Genomic DNA, 17,532 nt, shown 5'->3' on the forward strand with positions numbered 1-17,532 from the left:
TGCGGACTCCCTGCGGTTCTAGAAGCGGCCCAGATTGCCGTGCGGCTCGGCCATGGCCACGATCACCTTGCGCGGCCCCTTGAACGGCGAACGCGCATGCGCCACCAGCATGTTGTCGAGCATCAGCACGTCGCCCTCCTCCCACGGGAAGGCCACCGTCTCCGCATCGAGCACGGCGCGCACCTCGTCGAATATTTCGTCGCCGATGGTCGAGCCATCGGCGAAGAAGGTGTTGCGCGGCACGTTCTCGATGCCGTAGATTTCTTCGAGCACTTCGCGCTCCTCGGCCTCGCGCGCAGAGATGTGGAACAGGTGGGCCTGGTTGAACCACACCTGCTCGCCGGTGACGGGATGCGTCTCCACGGCCTGGCAAAGCTGCCGGGTGCGCAGGCCGTCGTCGTCTTTCCATTCCCATGAGATGCCCGAGCGCTCGCAGAAGGCCTGGACTTCGGCGCGGCTTTCGGTGTTGAACACCTTCTGCCATGGCACGTCCATCTCGCCGAAGTTGCGCACGTACAGGATGCCGGGCTCGAAGCGCTTGCGGATGTGCTCGGGCATGCGGCGGTAGACGGCGCGGCTGTCGGCAATGGGCGTCTCGCCGCCTTCGGGCGAAGCGGTCACGCAGTGGAACCAGATCTTCATCGGCCACTCGCGCGTATAGGCCTGCTCGTTGTGCAGCGGAATGCTCTGGTGCGCCGGGTATTCGGTGGAGGTGTAGACACCCGCGCCGGTGGAGGCCGACACCGCGGAGCGCGGCGTGGAGGCGAACTCGTACTTCAGCAGCGGATGGCCGAACGACGAGGCGAATTGCTGGAAGGTCTCCACTGCCGGCACCGAGAAGCCGCGCAGCAGCACGCCGCCGGCGGCCAGGAGCGACTCCTCGATCTGCGGGCGCAGGCGTTGCACGGCCGAGAGCAGGTCTTCGCCGGCATGCGCGGGCGTCATGAGGACGGGCAGGTCGGAGCCGGCGGGCGCCTTGCTGCGCACGAGGCGGGTGAGCGTTTCATTCATGTCGATTCCTTGGCACGCCACGCGAGTGCGGCGGCATAGCCCGCGGGCGCATCGAGCGCCACGGCGTGAAGACCGGACCATTCGGGAACGGCGCATTCGAGGATGTATCGCCCATGCGCACCGGCATGGACACCGATGGATTGAAGGTGCTCGGCCACGCCGACGCCCACGGCCTTGAGCACCGCCTCCTTGCCGACCCAGCGGCTGTAGAGGGCCTGCAGTGGGTCGCCAGCTTCCTGCAGCGCGCGTCGTTCGCTGCCGGTGAAGGCGAGCGAGGCGACGGCCTCGAGGTCGACATTGCTCCTGCAGGCCTCGATGTCGATACCCACCGCACTCACCACGCGGGGATCACCAAGCGCGATGAGCGCATGGGCGCCCGAGTGCGAGACGTTGAAGAGCGGCGCATCGCCACCGGCCAGGTCGAGGAAGGGCTTGCGGTGCAGGCCCACTGCGAGCCGCACGTCGGCCGGCTGGCAGCCCACGCGCCGGGCAAGCAGGCCGCGAAGGGCCGCCCGCGTGGCCGTGAAGCGCACGCGGTCGGCGCTGCGCGCATACCTGTCGGCCTGCGCGCGCTCGGCGAGTGCCAGCAGCTGGCGCTCGGCCGAGACATCGGCATCCAGGTCGAGGTCGAGGCGGTAGACCTCGATGCCTGCGGGGAGCGGGTCAGGCCAGGACACGGGACGCATGGCGCTCTCCTGCAATGGCCTGGCCGAGTCGCTCGGAAAGTGCGGCCAGGAATGCCGTTTCGCGCTGCCGGATGAAGAAGTGGCCGCCGTCGAACCAGTCGAGCGTGAAGACACCGCCCGCCTCGGCCGACCATGCATGGACGGATGCCGCGTCGATGTCGTCCTCGCGTCCGGCAAAGACATGCACGGGCATGGGGAGCGGCGCTTCTTCGCGGTACCGGAAGCTCTCGCACACGCGGTAGTCGGCACCGAGCATGTCGAGCGTGATGCGCATGAGCTCCGCGCTCTCGAAGGCTTCCTCGGGCGTTCCGCCCTGCTTGCGCAACTCGGCCTCGAGCGATGCGTCGTCGGTCCTGCCGGCGAAGCGCGCGGGATCGCGCCGCGAAGGCGCACAGCTGCCGGAGGCGAGCAGCGCAAGCGGCAACGGGCGCCCCATCGACAGCAGCCGGCGCGTGACGCCATAGGCCAGCAACGATCCCATGCTGTGGCCGAAGATTGCGAAGTTGCCGCGCAGCATCTCGGCCTGTTCCGCGCAGACCTGCGCGACGAGCTCATCGAAATTCCGGACCAGGCGCTCGGACAGCCGGCCACCGCGGCCGGGCAACTCCACGGGCACGATGTGGACCCAGCGCGGCAGCAGACGCCGCCAGCGCAGGTACATCGTTGCGCTGGCGCCCGCACAAGGCAGGCACAGCAGCGAGACGCTCGCGTCCATGCGCGTCAACCCGCCGCGGTTTGGGCTGCGGTTCCGGTCGCCGGGTTCTGCTGCGCCATCCATTCGCGCAGCGAGCGCGGACGCATGTCGGTCCAGTTCTGCTCGACGTGGGCAAGCACGGTCTTCTTGTCGCCCTTCACGCCCTCGACCGCCGTCCACCCCTTCGGAACGGCCTTCCAGTGGGGCCAGATGGAATACTGGTCTTCGTGATTGACCAGAACGATGAAGGTCTCGTCTTCGCGATCGAAGCAGCTCGTCGACATGGGTGCGTCCTTGTGCGGTTGAACAGGGTGAAAGGCGATCGGGCGGCCCGGCGGGCCATCTCGTCGCTCCTGATCAACAAGACGTTTCAGGACGCGATCTGTTCACTCCCTGGCGGCCGGCGGCACCAGTCCGGCCAGCAGCCACAGCCGGGCGGCCCGATCGTAGGCCTTGCGGTGCAGCGGATCGGCAAGAAGCCAGGCCGTCATCTCGGCCCGCGCGCGGGCATCGAAGCTCTCGTGGTCGTGCTCGCGCTGCACCCACTGCCATGCGGTGCTCCAGATGGGATCGTCCTGTTCTTGTGTCATGCGTGAAGGGTGTGATGCATCACGCGACAGTACATCGGCACGCCGCGCGGGAGTTAAGGCTTTTACCCTACACCAATCCCACCGGCGTGCGAAGGCTCAGTCGTCCTCGAGCAGGCGGCCGCATTCCTTGATCGCCTGCGCCGCCTCGGCAATCAGGCCGTTCACCAGTCCAAGCGCGCATCCCAGGCGCTGCGCGATGTCGCGCTGGGTGAGGCCTTCGAGCCGGTAGAGCTCGAACACCAGGCGCGTGCGCGCAGGGAGCCCCGCGAGCACCTTGTCGATGGCCTGGATCGCCTGGCGTTCGCGCATCAGGCGGTCGGGCGTGGGCGGGCCGGCGACATCGAGCGCTTCGACATCGACATCGAAGGTGCGGTAGTTGGCCTCGACGGTGTGGCGCCGGCAGCAGTCGAGCGCGACATTGCGCACGACCTGGCAGCAATAACCAATCGGCCGATCGGCCTTGCGCACGCAAGGGCCGTCGGTGATCTTGAGGTAGGCGTCCTGCACGACATCGTCGGCCAGCTCCGCGGTGCGAACGATTCTTCGCGCCACGCGCAGCAGCTGGGCACGGTTCGCGATGAAGACCTCCGCGAGCGTGGGCTCCGAAAGGTGCAGCGCGCTGTCGACCGGCTCTCGCATCATGCGAGGGGGGGCGCGGACCGCCCAGGAGAAGGTCGGGGAGGATGCAGACACATCAGCATGAAGGCGGTGCTCCTGAAGTTTTCAATACAAATGAGAATTATTACTACTTGTGGGTACAAAAAAACCCGATATCCCGCCCTCTTCGTGTCCCATATCCATTAGACGTTTGAGCACGCAAAAGCGAGACAGGCGGGCGCCGGAAATCGATCGGCCACTCCATTCGATGGTGGAGCGCTTGCATGACGGCAGGATGATCGCGTCCAACCCGCATCTAGAATTCCGCCCCTCTCTCCGATCCCTGCCCCATGAACATCGTCGTCAACGAAGAACTCAAAGCCTATATCGATCCATTGACTCCGGAGGAGCACGAAGCGCTGGAACGCAGCATCCTCACCGAGGGTTGCCGCGACGCGCTGGTGCTGTGGGGCGACGTGCTGGTGGACGGCCACAACCGCTACGGCATCTGCCAGAAGCACGGGCTGCCGTTCCAGACGGTGCAGAACACGCGCTTCAAGACCATCGAGGACGTGCACCTCTGGATGATCGACCAGCACCTCGGCCGGCGCAGCATCTCGGACTTCCTGCGCGGCGTGCTGGCGCTCAGAAAGAAGGACATCGTCGACGAGCGGCGTGCGCGTGCGCTGGCCGAGACGGCTCGGCCGGACGACGACGCGCCCTTCGACGCCGACACGCCCACTGCCGAGCCGTCCACCGACAACGGCGCCGCGGCCCTGCCGCCGCCCGCGCCCTTGAGCAGCCGCGAAGCCATTGCAAGGGCCGCGCGCCTGAGCAGCAACCAGGTCGTGATGATCGAGAAGATCCAGAAGCAGGCAGCCCCCGAACTGGTGGCGGCCGTGAAGTCGGGCGTGATCTCCATCAACACGGCGGCGGCCGTGGCCAGCCTGCCTGCCGAAGAGCAGGTGTCGGCGGCGAACGCGGGCAAGGACGAACTCAAGCAGGCCGCCAAGCGGGTTCGCGAGGCCAGGCGCAGGCCGCGCGAGGAGTCGGCCGAATCGGATGCGGCCGATCAGCCTGCAGGGCAGCAGCCCGACGCCGTTCAAATGCTGGAACGGCGCGTGGCCGAACTGACGGCCGAGAACGAGAGCCTGCGCAGGCAGGTCGCCGAACTGCAGGCGCAGTTGGCTACAGCCTGATCTCTGTAATCTTCGCGCCCGACAACGAAACGCCCGCCTCGAGCCCCACGTTGGTCAACACGAAGCCGATCACCGGCTGGCGCAGCGTGTTGGTGTCGATGCTGCCGTTGGCGCCGATGGTTGCGGCAGCCACGGTGGCATCGGCGCCCGCCGTCCATCCCTTGCTGTTGCGGAACTTGTCGAGCGCGGCTCGCGTGGTGAACACATAGATCACGGCCTTCGACTGCGCGCCGGCCTGGAAGCCGATCGAGCCCGCGGTGGTGCTGTAGTAGGCCTGCGTGCGGCCGTTCACCCGCAGCGCGCCCCGGCCGTATTCGGCACCGATGCCCATGCTGGCGCCGACCACGGCGGGAAACACCAGCACGCCGCTGGACGAGGAAACAACCTCGCGCGAGCCCTTGACCGTGTCGTACAACTTGGACAATGCGGCATCGACCTGGGCATCGATCGATGCACGCGTTGAAGCGGGGCTGGCCTGGTCCTGGGGCCGCGTGGTGGTGCAGCCCACCATTGCGGCGCCGCCCACTGCAACGGCACACGCGAGCGCAAGGCTTCGGAATTGATTGGATCGCATGACGCTCTCCTTTGCGAGCTGGAACGATGGAAAGGCCGAGGCGCTTTCTTTCGCGGCCCTCGGCAGCCTGTTCGAACGCCCATGCTAAGACCGCAAAATACCGCTGAAGCCAATTTGGGAAAACGGCCTACGCGAAGTCGAGGCATCCAGGAACGATGGCCCGATCGGCCGTCCGGCATGGCCGATGGCATACTGGCGCGCCGCCGCGCCACCCCCTGCAACGGATGAGTCCCGGCCGGCCGGAACCACCTCCAGCGAAGCCGCCATGAACCACTCGCGAAACGCCTTGTCTGCACCCTCCAAGCCGCGCCAGGCCCTGCACTGATGGGCGTCGCGATCGAGGCACCTGAGCGGCCTGCCGGGGTGTACCCCGCCATGCTGCGCGCCGTGCGCTCATGCCTGCCGGTCTACCGCATCCTGCTGGCACACACGCCGGGCCATGTGGTCCTGGTCGTGGGAACGGTCCTCGCATCGCAGCTGAGCCTGCTGATGGCGCTCTGGCTGCCATGGAAACTCGTCGTCATGCTGACCGGGTCCCAGGGGCCCACGCTGCTGCCGCGAGTCCTTTCCGACATGCCGCAGAAGACCCAGGTGCTGGTCGTCGGCGGCGCCATCGTCGCGGCCTATGTGCTGCATCTGGCGGCCGAAAAGCTCATCGACTGGCTGTGCGAGCGCGGCGCGCAAAAGCAATGGCAGGCCAGCGAGAAAACGGGCCTGTTCAACAACCAGTCGAAGACCGCGCGGCAGGCCTATCAACGCCTGCTGCGCAGCGCTGCCGCCCTGGTGTTCGCCGGCCTGGCCATGGTGGCATTGGCCGCCCTGTATCCCCCCATGCTGCTGGCTGCGCTGCTGTGGTGCGGCCTCGTGCCATCGGCCTTGCACGGCGCCATCGCGTGGCGGCCGAGCCTCGCGCATGGCATGCGCGATTCGCTCAACCGCCTGATGAGCGGGTTCGTGCAGGGCGGGTTCTTCTGCGCGCTGGCCATCGTGGTGTGGCAATACTGGCGCGATGCGCTGCCGCCGCTCCTGGTGGTGCTGGTGGCGCTGATTCTTCTGCGCCAGGCGCTGCAGCAGATCGCCTTCGTGGCGCTTCACTTCGCCGCGCTGGACAGGCAGCGCAGCCAGGTTCGCGCGCTCTTCCTGCCCGATGTGCAATGGCAGGCACCCGCGGCGGTTCGCAGCCCATTCGACGAACTGCTGGAGCCGGCCCGGCGCGAGCAATGGATGCGCGAGGTCCTCCACTCGCAGCTCGGCCTGCCGCTCGAAGGCATGCGGCTGGAGGTGCAGACCCGGACCCTGGGCGCCGGCAACATCAAGGCACTGTTCGTGAGGCGGCTCGACGGCGGGGCCGCCTCGAACCATGGCTTTCTCTTCAAGCTCTTCGATCACGCGCGCGACGCGGCGGCTCAACAGGAAGCCGACCTGCTGGACCTTGGCGCGGCCGGACTGCCTGCCTTCGAATGGCTCGGCAAGACGCGCGTGAGCGGCTTTGCCTGCCACCTGATGCGCTGGAACACGCAATCCCGGCGCACGAACGCAGCGGAATATGCGCAGGGCGTCTCGGCATTGCGCACCCGCCTGATGGCGTACGAGCCGCCGCCCGTCCTTGTCGAGCGCTATCGCCGCTCGCGTACCCTTCTGCCGGAGCGGCTCCCGCACATCCGCTTCGACGCACTGCGGGAAGCCGCCGCCCACAAGGTGCAGGCGGACGCCATCGAGTCACTGCGGCTCGCCTGGCCCTCCTTCGTGCAGGCGATGCAGGCCATGCCGCTGCAGCTGATACAGCCCCATCTCTCCAGCAACGCAATCTTCAGGGAAGAGGATGGCAGCTTCCGCATCCATGACTGGGCCGATTGGCGGCTGGAGCCGTTGGGCGCAGGCTGGCCGCTTTCGCAGCACATGGCCAGGGATCTGGAGCATGCGCTGGCGCAGGCGTCGGCCGTGCGTGCACTGCCGGCGGGCGTGACGGCGCGGCAAGCCGGGCTCGCTGCGCGGCTGCATGAATTCGAACGCCGCCATGCGCGCGAGAACTACCAGGGCGCAGCCAACATGGTGGCCGGCCTGCTGCGTTGACGCGCCGGAAACCGCGCGTAATTGCCGGGGCGGCGCCTGCGCGGCGTGGAAGAATGAGCCTCCTTCTTCCCGCATCGCCGAAGCAGGCGGCCCCGACTCCATGCCCAACGCCACCGATAACCAGATCAGCGAAGCCGCCATCGTGGAGGCCGCCCACGCGCTGCGCGCGCCGGCCGTTCGAATGCTCGAGCAGCTCGTTGCGCATCCTTCGCTGCTGGGACACGAGCAAGGCGCGCAAGCTTTCATGGCCGAGTCCTTCGCGAAGCTGGGCCTGCGCGTGCACCAGTTCGAGATCGACGAGCAGAAGATCCGCCAGCATCCGGGCTACTCGCCCTCCATCGTCCCGTACGACGGGCGCACCAACGTCGTGGGCATTCACCAGCCCCGCGGGCCGCAGAAGGGCCGATCGCTGATCTTCAACGGCCACATCGACGTGGTGCCGACCGGCGCCGAGGTGCTCTGGAAGCACCCGCCTTTCCAACCCGTGATCGAGGGAGACCGGCTCTACGGCCGCGGCGCGGCCGACATGAAGGCCGGCATTGCGGCCTACACGATGGCGTATGCAGCGCTGCAGTCGCTCGGGCTCGAACCGGCATCGCCGGTGTACTTTCAATCGGTGGTGGAAGAGGAGTGCACGGGCAACGGCGCGCTGGCCTGCCTGGTCGAGGGCTATCGCGCCGACGCGGCCATCATCCCGGAACCGCTCGGCGGCGTGATGACCTGCCAGATGGGCGTGCTGTGGTTCGCGCTCGAGGTGCTGGGCAAGCCGGTGCATGCCTCGGTGGCCCAGACCGGAGTCGGCGCCATCGACTTCTCGCTGTACCTTTTCTCGGAACTCAAGAAGCTCGAGCAGCGCTGGAACGAGCCCGCCAACCGCTATCGCAGCTACGCGCACCATGCGCATCCCATCAACTTCAACCTCGGAAAGATCCAGGGTGGCGAATGGGCCTCGTCGGTGCCCTCGGCCTGCCGCAGCGACATTCGCATCGGCTTCTATCCCGACATGAACGTGGCCCGCGCCAAGGCCGAAGTCGAGGCCGTGCTGGCTGCCGCCTATGCCGCGCATCCGGCCCGCGAGAGCCTGCGCTACCGGCTGATCTACGAAGGCTTCCAGGCCGACGGCTTCGACCTCGACCTGGATTCGCCGATCGTCACGGAACTCTCGAAGTGCCATCAGGACATCGTCGGGCAGGCGCTCGAACCCGGGGCCTTCACGGGCACGACGGACGCGAAGTTCTTCAACATCTATGGGCAGACGCCGGCGGTCTGCTACGGCCCCACGGGCTCCAGCATCCACGGCATCGACGAGTGGGTTTCCATCGACAGCCTGGTGCAGGTGACCGCCGTGCTGGCGGTGTTCATGGCGCGCTGGTGCGGCGTCGACCGCATCGATTGACCGAGACCGAAGAAGCGCCGTGTCACACCCGCGTGGCGAAGCTCGTTTTACGATGCACGCCACGTCGTTCGCGTGGACGACCCGAGCCCGCAAGGAAAGTGAATCAAAAAGGATGCATCCGCTGAATCTCGCCCTCTTCGATGCACTTGCAGCGGGCTTTTCTCCCTCGCCCGCGATGCTTCAGCTGGCGTCGGCCATCGCGCTGGGTTCGTCATGGGCATGTGCGGCGGTTCTTGCCTGGGCCGCGTGGCGGCGTGTTGCGCAGCGGCCTTGTGTGCTGGCGGTGCTGGCCGCCGGAGGAGCGGCTTCCCTGATCTCGCAGGAGATCGCTGCCTCCATGGGCGTGCCGCGTCCCTTCATGATGGGGCTGAGCCCCGCGCACGTTCCCCACGGCCTGCGCGCGGGACTGCCCAGCACGCATGCCTCGGTGATGTTCACCATGGCCTTCATGCTGCTGCTGCGGCGCTCGATGCGCGACGTCGGGCTGGTCATTCTTGCAGCTGCCGTAGCCACGGGCTGGGCTCGCATCCATGTCGGCATTCATTTTCCGTTCGATGTCGCGGCAGGTGCGCTGCTGGGTGCGGCCATTGCCGCGGCGCTGTTTGCGATGCAGGCGATTGCGCCTCAGGCTGCAGCAACCCTGGCGCGGCCGTTGCGCGCCTTGGCCGACCGCAGAGCCGGGCCATGCCTGGTGCTGGTGTTCGTCTTCGCCGCTGCCTGGGTCGGCTTGAACACGCCGCAGGCGATCGGGCCGGCGGTGCTGGAGGAAAACGGGCCCGTCGAGAAAAGCACGGTTCTCTTGTACCTGGCCGCGGTGTTCTGCGTCTTGATGGTTCGCGTGGCGTTTCTCTCGCGACCGGACCGGGTGGCCATCTGCGTCCTGCTTCTTGCGTTCGCAGCCCGGGAGGCGGATTGGCATCAGGCGCATTGGGACACCAGCTTGCTGGAAGCGCCGCTCTCGCGCATTCTTGCTGCGATGGCCGCCCTCGCGCCCGTCGCCATCGCAGCCGGGTGGCTGGCCAGACGCACCTGGTGTGCAAGCCGCGCGATCCGCGCCTGGCGGCAATGGCGGCCCGAAGCCATGACCCTGCTGACCTTTGCCGCGGTCATCGGGGCCGCGATCATTCTCGACCAGCTGCCCGCTTCCCTTGTGGGGCAGCCAGACCTGTTCACCGCCGGTTCTTCCGCGGCCTTTCGCGGCTACCTGATGCTCAGCTTCGAGGAAATCCTGGAACTGGCCCTGCCGGTCCTGGCGCTTCTGGCCATCCTGCAGGCGAGGCTGGGTGGGAGCCGGGATTCGGCCACCAGCGGCATCGAGCGCTCGTACGCATAGCGCGAAGCAAAGAAAAACGGGTTGCACCATTTCTGATGCAACCCGTTCTTTGACTGGCGGAGTGGACGGGACTCGAACCCGCGACCCCCGGCGTGACAGGCCGGTATTCTAACCAACTGAACTACCACTCCTGGTAGACAACGTTCACTCCTTGCGGAGCCAAGTGCTGACGACTTGTGCCTGCTTCACTTGCGCGAAACTGGCGACCCTACGGGGATTCGAACCCCGGTAGCCACCGTGAAAGGGTGGTGTCCTAGGCCTCTAGACGATAGGGTCAAAACCTTAGGAACCGTGCTGCGATCAGCACTTATCTTCTCGACACTTTGATGGTGGAGGTAAACGGGATCGAACCGATGACCTCTTGCATGCCATGCAAGCGCTCTCCCAGCTGAGCTATACCCCCATTTGACTTTCAGGCTTTTCTTTTCAGAATCACCCTGTGTCGCTGTCGAGCCTCAAATTATAGACCGAAAAATCAGGCCCTTTTCAAACGCTCGATAACTTTTTCACGAGAAAAGATGGCGAGCACCGAATCGAGGGATGGCGTCTGCGGTGTTCCCATCAGGAGGACGCGAACCGGCATGGCCAACACGGGCATTTTCACCGAATGTGCGGCCAGGACTTCCTTGATGGCCGCGGCGATCGAAACTTTTTCCCACGTCACGCTCGCGAGCTTTTCGGCGAGCGTTGCGATGACGGGCTTCACTGCATCGGTGACGTGCTGCGCGAGGTCGGCTTCGCTCGGCGCCACGTCCGCGTAGAACGCGGCGGCCCAGTCGGCCAGCGCGACCGTGGTTTCGCAGCGGTCCTTGAATAGCGCGCAGATGGCGGGCAGGCGCTCGTCGGCCTCGATGCCGCGCTTTTTCAGCTGCGCGGCCACGAGCGGCGCGAGCTCCGCGTCGGCCTTGGCCTTGATGTACTGCGCGTTGACCCATGCGAGCTTCGCCGCATCCCATTGCGCGGGGCTCTTCGAAAGGTGCGAGCCGTCGAACCAGCTCACCATCTGCTCGCGCGTGAAGAGCTCGTCGTCGCCATGGCTCCAGCCCAGGCGCGCAAGGTAGTTGAGCATGGCTTCGGGCAGGTAGCCGTTCTCTTCATAGGCGGTGACGCTCACCGCGCCGCGGCGCTTGGAGAGCTTCTGCCCGTCGTCGCCCAGGATCACCGGCACGTGGCCGAACGCAGGCAGCGGTGCACCGAGCGCGCGGAAGATGTTGATCTGCCACGGCGTGTTGTTGATGTGCTCGTCGCCGCGGAACACGTGCGTGATGGCCATGTCCCAGTCGTCGACCACCACCGCGAAGTTGTAGGTGGGCACACCGTCGGGCCGCAGGATGATGAGGTCGTCGATCTCGCGGTTGTTGATGGTGATCTCGCCCTTGACCAGGTCGTTCCAGGTCACGTCGCCTTCGGGCGGGTTGCAAAAGCGCACCACGGGCGGCACGCCTTCGGGCACGGGCGGCAGCACCTTGCCGGGCTCGGGGCGCCAGCGGCGGTCGTACAGCGTCTTCTCGCCGCGCGCGCGCTGCGCCTCGCGCATTTCGTCGAGCTCGGCCGGCGTGCAGTAGCAGTGGTAGGCCGTGCCGGCCTCAAGCATCTGCGCGATGACTTCGCGGTAGCGCGCGAGGCGCTGCATCTGGTAGATCGGGCCTTCGTCGTAGTCGAGGCCGAGCCAGTGCATCGAGGCGAGGATCTGGTCGGTCGAGTCCTGCGTGGAGCGGGCCACGTCGGTGTCCTCGATGCGCAGCACGAACTCGCCGCCGTGATGGCGCGCGTAGGCCCACGAGTAGAGCGCGGTGCGGGCCGTGCCCAGGTGAAGGAAGCCGGTGGGAGACGGAGCGATGCGGGTGCGAACTTTGCCGGTCATGGATCAATCAGGATTTCAGGGTGCCCAGGCCACGCAGCAGGTCGGCCTTGATGTCGTCGATGTGCTCCAGGCCGACCGCGAGGCGGATGAGCCCCTGGCTGATGCCGGCGGCCTGGCGCTGTGCTTCGGTCAGGCGGCCATGCGAGGTGGTGCCGGGGTGCGTGATGATGGTCTTGGTGTCGCCCAGGTTGGTGGCGATGCTCACCACGCGCGTGCTGTTGATCACGTGGAAGGCATTGGCGCGCGCCGCGTCCGGCGTGTCGCCAACCACGTCGAAGGACAGCACCGCGCCGCCCTGCCCCGACTGCTGGCGCATGGCCAGTTCGTGCTGGGCGTGAGAGGCCAGGCCGGGGTAGTAGACGCGCGCAATGCCGGGCTGCGTTTCGAGCCACTGCGCGACAGCCAGCGCATTGGCGCACTGCGCCTGCATGCGGATGCTCAGTGTCTCCAGGCCCTTGAGCACCACCCACGCATTGAACGGCGAGAGCGCCATGCCGGCGGTGCGCACCACCGGGCCGAACACATCGACGATGAGCTTCGAGGGGCCGCAGATCGCACCGGCCATCACGCGGCCCTGGCCGTCGAGGTACTTGGTGCCCGAATGAATGACGAGATCGGCGCCGAGTTCTGTCGGGCGCTGCAGCGCGGGCGTGCAGAAGCAGTTGTCGACCGCGAGCAACGCGCCGGCGCCGTGCGCCAGGTCGGCCAGCGCCCGGATGTCGCAGACCTCGGTCAGCGGATTGGTCGGCGTTTCGGCGAACAGCAGCCTGGTGTTGGGCTTCATGGCCGCGCGCCATTCGGCCACGTCGGTCTGCGAGACGAAGGTGGTCTCGACACCGAACTTGGCGAACTCCTTGCCGAACAGGTTGAGCGTGGAGCCGAACACCGAGCGCGAGCACACGACGTGGTCGCCGGCCTTGAGCAGCCCCATGCACATCATGAGGATCGCGCCCATGCCGGTGGAGGCGCCGATGGCGGCCTCCGTGCCTTCGAGCGCGGCCAGGCGCTGCTCGAAGCTGGTGACCGTGGGATTGGACGTGCGCGAGTAGGTAAAACCCGCTTCGGTACCGGCAAAGCGGCGCGCCGAGGTCTCGGCATCGGGCTGCACGAAGCCGCTGGTCAGGAACAGCGCTTCGGAGTGCTCACCGTGCTGGCTCGGCGCCAGGCCGGTGCGCAGCGCGAGCGTGTCGCGGTGCAGCCCGGGCGGCAGGGTTCGTTCATCGGTCACGTCTTCGGCTCTCACTCGCTGTGGTTGGGAAGCGCCAGGCGCGAAGAATCTTCTTCGGTTTCCTCGATGCGCGGACGGTTGCCGTTCATGCGCGAGATGGCTTCGGTGTCGATGTCGCCGGTCACGTACACGCCGTCGAAGCAGGACGCATCGAAGCCGTCGAGCTTGGGGTTGAGCGAGCCGATGGCACGCTTCATGGCGTCGACGTCCTGGTAGATCAGCGCGTCGCAGCCGATCAGCTCGCGGATCTGCTCGACGGTGCGGTCGTGAGCGACCAGCTCGTCCTTGGTGGGCATGTCGATGCCGTAGACGTTGGGGTAGCGCACGGGCGGCGCCGCGCTGGCCAGGTAGACCTTGCGCGCACCGGCGTCGCGCGCCATCTGAACGATCTCGCGGCTGGTGGTGCCGCGCACGATGGAGTCGTCGACCAAGAGTACGTTGCGGCCCTTGAACTCGCTGGCAATCACGTTGAGCTTCTGGCGCACCGACTTCTTGCGCACGCCCTGCCCCGGCATGATGAAGGTGCGGCCCACGTAGCGGTTCTTCACGAAGCCTTCGCGGTACGGCACGCCGAGCAGGTGCGCGAGCTGCGTGGCGCTCGGCCGGCTCGATTCGGGGATGGGGATGATGACGTCGATCTGGTTCGGCGGCACGGTGGACACCACGCGCTTGGCCAGCGTTTCGCCCAGGTTGAGCCGCGCCTGGTAGACCGAGATGCCGTCGAGCACCGAGTCGGGCCGCGCGAGGTAGACGAATTCGAAGATGCAGGGGTTGAGCGTGGGCGCCTCGGCGCACTGCATCGAATGCACGTTGCCCTGCAGGTCGATGAACACCGCTTCGCCCGGCGCGATGTTGCGCTCGAACACATGGCCCGAGCCCTCGAGCGCCACCGACTCGCTGGCCACCATCACGGTGCCGTCCGCGCTGCGGCCCATGCACAGCGGCCGGATGCCGTACGGGTCGCGGAAGGCCAGCAGCCCGTGGCCGGCAATCAGCGACACCACGGCATAGGAGCCGCGCAGGCGCTTGTGCATGTTCTTGACCGCGGCAAACACCTCGGCCGGATTCAGCGGCACGCCGCGCGAGGCGCGCTCGAGCTCGTGCGCGAGCACGTTGAGCAGCACTTCCGAATCACTCTCGGTGTTGGTGTGGCGGTGGTCGGTGGAGAACAGCTCCGAACGCAGCGCGTGCGCGTTGGTCAGGTTGCCGTTGTGCACCAGCACGATGCCGAAGGGTGCGTTCACGTAGAAGGGCTGCGCCTCTTCCTCGCTGTAGGCATTGCCCGCCGTCGGGTAGCGCACCTGGCCCAGGCCCACGCTGCCCGGCAATGCGCGCATGTTGCGCGTGCGGAACACGTCGCGCACCATGCCCTTGGCCTTGTGCATGAAGAACTTGCGTTCCAGCAGGGTGACGATGCCGGCCGCATCCTGGCCGCGGTGCTGCAGCAGCAGCAAGGCGTCATAGAGCAGCTGATTGACGGGTGCGTTGCTGACAACGCCGACGATTCCACACATGAACGATTCCTCTCAGGGCAGGTAGCTTGCCAACTTTTCAGGCAGCGCGGGTTTCAGGCCCTGCAATGCCGCATCAAGAACATTGGCGCTGTGCGATTCGTGCCACCAGGCACTGTCGCTCAACGCCAGCAAATGAACAACGACCGCCAGCACGAGCAGGGCAACCGCACCCCGCGCCGCTCCGAAGGCCCCACCCAATATCCGGTCCACCGGCCTGAGGCCGACAGCCGCAATCAGCTTTCGCGTCAGCGCCGCCACCAGCCCCACGCCGAACGCCACCCCGACGAACACCAGCACGAAGGCCAGCGGATAGCGCCAGGTGGCCTGCGGATCGCCGAAGGGCAGCCAGGCCGCCACATCCGACGCCAGCCACTGGGCGGCAATGAATGCGGCCACCCAGCCCGCCAGCGAGATCACCTCGAACACCAGGCCCCGCACCAGGCCGAACAGCATCGACACGACGACGAGCGTGACGGCGATCCAGTCGAGCAGGGCCACGGCGGCGGGCGATGGCTACTACAACGTGAGGATGGCGGCCGGCAAAGACAAGCCCTTGACCTTCTCGGCGGCCTTGTCCGCCTCGGCACGCGAGCCGAACGGGCCGACACGCACACGCGTGCGCTCGCCATCGGCCGTCTTGGCCACGTGCACATAGGTCTTGAGGCCGGCCTTCTCGAGTTTCAGCCGCACTTCGCGAGCCTTGTCGGCATCGGCAAAGGCGCCAACCTGCACCACGAAGCGGCCGCCGTCTTCGGCTGCGGCGGGCTTGGTGCTGGTATTGGTCGGCTTGCCTTCGAGCAAGGCGCGCGCGCGGTTGCCGTCGTCGGCCGAGGCCGGCTTGGGTTCGGGCTTGGGTTCGGGCTTGGGCTTCGGCTCGGGTTTGGGCTCGGGCTTCGGTTCCGGCTTGGGCTCTGGCTTGCGCTCCGGCTTGGCTTCGGCCGTGGGCCGAGTCTCGGCCGCAGGCGTGCTGGCCGCCGGCTTGCCGGGATCGGTTATTTCGGTGCCGTCGGCGCTCTCGGTGATCATGCCGCCGCTGCCGGACGGCGCCGCCGCCACGCGGGCACCGGGGTCGGCAGCGCCGGTCGCCGGTGCGGCGGGTGCCGGCGTCGCGGGCACGGGCAATGGCTTGACCTTGTTGCGGTCGGGAATCTCGATCGGGATGTCGACCGCGACCGGGCGCGGCTGGGTGTCGAACAGCAGCGGAAATCCGATCACGCCAAGCAGCACCAGGACCGCCGCGCCCACCAGCCGGTGGCGCGCACGGCGACGCATGGTTTCGACACTTTCCGCGGGGACGGCTGCCGGTGCGCTGCGTCCTTCGTTGCCTTGTGGGCCGCGCGTGCGGAACTTGAAAAACGCCATGAAGTTCGATCCCTGAAGGAGTGCAGCGAGGTGTGTGCCAGATGGTGCGGACGGGCCGGCGATCAGCCGCCGGGCAGCAGGTGTTTGGCTTGCAGCCGCGGAGTGCCATGCTCCAGCACGCCACCCACGGTGAAGAACGATCCGAAGACCACGATTCTATCAGCGGGGTCCGCGTGCTCGATGGCTGCGCGCAGCGCCTCCATCGGGTTCGCATGCACGCTGCCGGAGACGTCGGTGCGCGTGTTCTGCGCCTGCCAGCTCGCGAGCAGATCGCCGGCCTTGGCGGCGCGATGGGTCGGCAGGTCGGTGAAGTACCAGCGGTCGATCATCGGGCCGATGCGCGCGAGGATCGGGGCCAGGTCCTTGTCGGCCATGACACCGAACACGCCGTGCGTGGTGGGATAGAAACCCATCGCGTCGAGGTTCTCGGCCAGCGCCGCGACCGCGTGGGCGTTGTGCGCCACGTCGAGCACCAGCGTGGGCTCGCCCGGAACGATCTGGAAGCGGCCGGGCAGCTCGACCATCGCGAGCCCCGTGCGCACCGCCTGCGCGGTGATCGGCAACCGGGGCCGCAGCGCCTCGAGTGCCGCAAGCACGCCCGCGGCATTGAGCAACTGGTTGGCACCGCGCAGCGCGGGATAGGCCAGCCCGCTGTAGCGCCGGCCGCGGCCCGACCAGCCCCACTGCTGCTTGTCGCCCGACACGTTGAAGTCGTGCCCGAAGCGCCAGAGGTCGGCGCCGATGGCTGCCGCATGGTCGATCACGCTTTGCGGCGGCATCGGGTCGCTCACGATGGCAGGCTTGCCCGCGCGCATGACGCCGGCCTTCTCGAAGCCGATGCTTTCGCGGTCGGGTCCGAGGTAGTCCATGTGGTCGAGGTCGATGCTGGTGATGACCGCGCAATCGGTGTCGATGATGTTGACCGCATCGAGCCGGCCGCCGAGCCCGACTTCGAGAATCGCCACGTCCGGCTTCTCCTCGATCATGCAGCGCAGGATGCCCAGCGTGGTGAACTCGAAGTACGTCAGGGGCATGTCGCCCCGGGCCGTTTCCACCGCCTCGAAGTTTGCTATCAGTTTGGAAGCATCGACCGCTTCGCCCGCCAGCCGCAGCCGCTCCTCGAAGCGCACCAGGTGCGGCGACGTGAACACCGCCGTGCGGTAGCCGGCGTGCGTGAGGATCGATTCGAGGATGGCGCAGGTCGAACCCTTGCCGTTGGTGCCGGCCACGGTGATCACCGGGCAGTCGAAGCGCAGGCCCATGCGGGCGGCCATTTCCTTGGCGCGGTCGAGGCCGAGCTCGATGTTCTTCGGATGGAGTTGCTCGGCGCGCGCGAGCCAGTCGTTAAGGGTTTCCATGGAGCCCGGCATTGTCGCCGACCCGCAAAGCGCCCGCCGCCCCGCGTTTTATC

At 67.0% G+C, this 17,532-nt stretch carries 17 protein-coding genes and 3 tRNA genes; 4 read left to right on the forward strand and 16 right to left on the reverse strand.

Going from position 1 to position 17,532, the window contains the following annotated elements; genetic code table 11:
• Window positions 1–18 precede the first annotated feature (18 nt).
• The 6 genes from EJO66_RS03330 to EJO66_RS03355 all read right to left on the reverse strand — a co-directional run bounded on the left by EJO66_RS03330 (window position 19) and on the right by EJO66_RS03355 (window position 3,623).
• Window positions 19–1,011: a TauD/TfdA family dioxygenase gene (locus tag EJO66_RS03330; RefSeq protein ID WP_125964622.1), complete on the reverse strand. Its 993-nt coding sequence runs from the start codon at window positions 1,009–1,011 to the stop codon at window positions 19–21.
• Window positions 1,008–1,697: a 4'-phosphopantetheinyl transferase family protein gene (locus tag EJO66_RS03335; RefSeq protein ID WP_125964623.1), complete on the reverse strand. Its 690-nt coding sequence runs from the start codon at window positions 1,695–1,697 to the stop codon at window positions 1,008–1,010. The genes EJO66_RS03330 and EJO66_RS03335 overlap by 4 nt, the downstream gene beginning before the upstream one ends.
• Window positions 1,675–2,412 (reverse strand): thioesterase II family protein, encoded by a 738-nt coding sequence (locus EJO66_RS03340; RefSeq protein WP_125964624.1) that lies wholly within the window; start codon window positions 2,410–2,412, stop codon window positions 1,675–1,677. The genes EJO66_RS03335 and EJO66_RS03340 overlap by 23 nt, the downstream gene beginning before the upstream one ends.
• Window positions 2,413–2,417: 5 nt before the next feature.
• On the reverse strand, window positions 2,418–2,675 hold the full coding sequence (locus EJO66_RS03345) for an MbtH family protein (protein WP_124956028.1): 258 nt from the start codon (window positions 2,673–2,675) through the stop codon (window positions 2,418–2,420).
• A gap of 102 nt (window positions 2,676–2,777) precedes the next feature.
• Window positions 2,778–2,981 carry a DUF4880 domain-containing protein gene (locus EJO66_RS03350; protein ID WP_124956030.1) on the reverse strand — a complete coding sequence of 68 codons (204 nt, stop codon included), beginning with the start codon at window positions 2,979–2,981 and terminating at the stop codon, window positions 2,778–2,780.
• Window positions 2,982–3,077: 96 nt separating this feature from the next.
• Window positions 3,078–3,623: a sigma-70 family RNA polymerase sigma factor gene (locus EJO66_RS03355; RefSeq protein WP_124956032.1), complete on the reverse strand. Its 546-nt coding sequence runs from the start codon at window positions 3,621–3,623 to the stop codon at window positions 3,078–3,080.
• A gap of 305 nt (window positions 3,624–3,928) precedes the next feature.
• Here EJO66_RS03355 and EJO66_RS03360 point away from each other — a divergent pair, with 305 nt between their 5' ends.
• Complete coding sequence (locus tag EJO66_RS03360) at window positions 3,929–4,777, forward strand: plasmid replication/partition related protein (RefSeq protein ID WP_125964625.1); 849 nt, start codon at window positions 3,929–3,931, stop codon at window positions 4,775–4,777.
• Here EJO66_RS03360 and EJO66_RS03365 read toward each other — a convergent pair.
• A complete protein-coding gene (locus EJO66_RS03365) occupies window positions 4,767–5,351 on the reverse strand; it encodes a BPSL1445 family SYLF domain-containing lipoprotein (RefSeq protein WP_124956036.1) in 585 nt (194 codons plus the stop codon). The two genes, EJO66_RS03360 and EJO66_RS03365, sit on opposite strands and share 11 nt — an antisense overlap.
• A gap of 324 nt (window positions 5,352–5,675) precedes the next feature.
• Between EJO66_RS03365 and EJO66_RS03370 the strand changes: the two genes are divergently transcribed.
• From EJO66_RS03370 to EJO66_RS03380, 3 genes are all read left to right on the forward strand, one after another.
• Complete coding sequence (locus tag EJO66_RS03370; protein ID WP_125964626.1) at window positions 5,676–7,424, forward strand: hypothetical protein; 1,749 nt, start codon at window positions 5,676–5,678, stop codon at window positions 7,422–7,424.
• 100 nt (window positions 7,425–7,524) lie between these two features.
• Window positions 7,525–8,820: an ArgE/DapE family deacylase gene (locus EJO66_RS03375; protein ID WP_125964627.1), complete on the forward strand. Its 1,296-nt coding sequence runs from the start codon at window positions 7,525–7,527 to the stop codon at window positions 8,818–8,820.
• 52 nt (window positions 8,821–8,872) lie between these two features.
• The gene (locus EJO66_RS03380; protein ID WP_240648506.1) at window positions 8,873–10,153 is read left to right on the forward strand and encodes a phosphatase PAP2 family protein; all 1,281 of its coding nucleotides are present in this window, start codon (window positions 8,873–8,875) and stop codon (window positions 10,151–10,153) included.
• 54 nt (window positions 10,154–10,207) lie between these two features.
• Here EJO66_RS03380 and EJO66_RS03385 read toward each other — a convergent pair.
• The 9 genes from EJO66_RS03385 to folC form a co-directional block, all read right to left on the reverse strand.
• A tRNA-Asp gene (locus EJO66_RS03385) sits at window positions 10,208–10,284 on the reverse strand.
• A 69-nt stretch (window positions 10,285–10,353) separates the two neighbouring features.
• Window positions 10,354–10,429: transfer RNA gene (locus tag EJO66_RS03390), tRNA-Glu, on the reverse strand.
• Between the two features lie 51 nt (window positions 10,430–10,480).
• A tRNA-Ala gene (locus EJO66_RS03395) sits at window positions 10,481–10,556 on the reverse strand.
• A 72-nt stretch (window positions 10,557–10,628) separates the two neighbouring features.
• Complete coding sequence (gene gltX / locus EJO66_RS03400; protein ID WP_125964628.1) at window positions 10,629–12,017, reverse strand: glutamate--tRNA ligase; 1,389 nt, start codon at window positions 12,015–12,017, stop codon at window positions 10,629–10,631.
• 7 nt (window positions 12,018–12,024) lie between these two features.
• Window positions 12,025–13,245 carry an O-succinylhomoserine sulfhydrylase gene (locus tag EJO66_RS03405; RefSeq protein ID WP_124956045.1) on the reverse strand — a complete coding sequence of 407 codons (1,221 nt, stop codon included), beginning with the start codon at window positions 13,243–13,245 and terminating at the stop codon, window positions 12,025–12,027.
• 11 nt (window positions 13,246–13,256) lie between these two features.
• Complete coding sequence (gene purF, locus EJO66_RS03410) at window positions 13,257–14,759, reverse strand: amidophosphoribosyltransferase (RefSeq protein ID WP_124956047.1); 1,503 nt, start codon at window positions 14,757–14,759, stop codon at window positions 13,257–13,259.
• Between the two features lie 12 nt (window positions 14,760–14,771).
• The gene (locus tag EJO66_RS03415; protein WP_124956049.1) at window positions 14,772–15,257 is read right to left on the reverse strand and encodes a CvpA family protein; all 486 of its coding nucleotides are present in this window, start codon (window positions 15,255–15,257) and stop codon (window positions 14,772–14,774) included.
• Window positions 15,258–15,275: 18 nt separating this feature from the next.
• On the reverse strand, window positions 15,276–16,121 hold the full coding sequence (locus EJO66_RS03420) for an SPOR domain-containing protein (protein ID WP_125964629.1): 846 nt from the start codon (window positions 16,119–16,121) through the stop codon (window positions 15,276–15,278).
• Window positions 16,122–16,183: 62 nt separating this feature from the next.
• Complete coding sequence (gene folC, locus EJO66_RS03425) at window positions 16,184–17,491, reverse strand: bifunctional tetrahydrofolate synthase/dihydrofolate synthase (RefSeq protein WP_125964630.1); 1,308 nt, start codon at window positions 17,489–17,491, stop codon at window positions 16,184–16,186.
• Window positions 17,492–17,532: the final 41 nt, after the last annotated feature.

The sequence above is a fragment of the Variovorax beijingensis genome, from assembly GCF_003951285.1.
In the GTDB taxonomy this organism is placed as follows: Bacteria; Pseudomonadota; Gammaproteobacteria; order Burkholderiales; family Burkholderiaceae_C; genus Variovorax; species Variovorax beijingensis.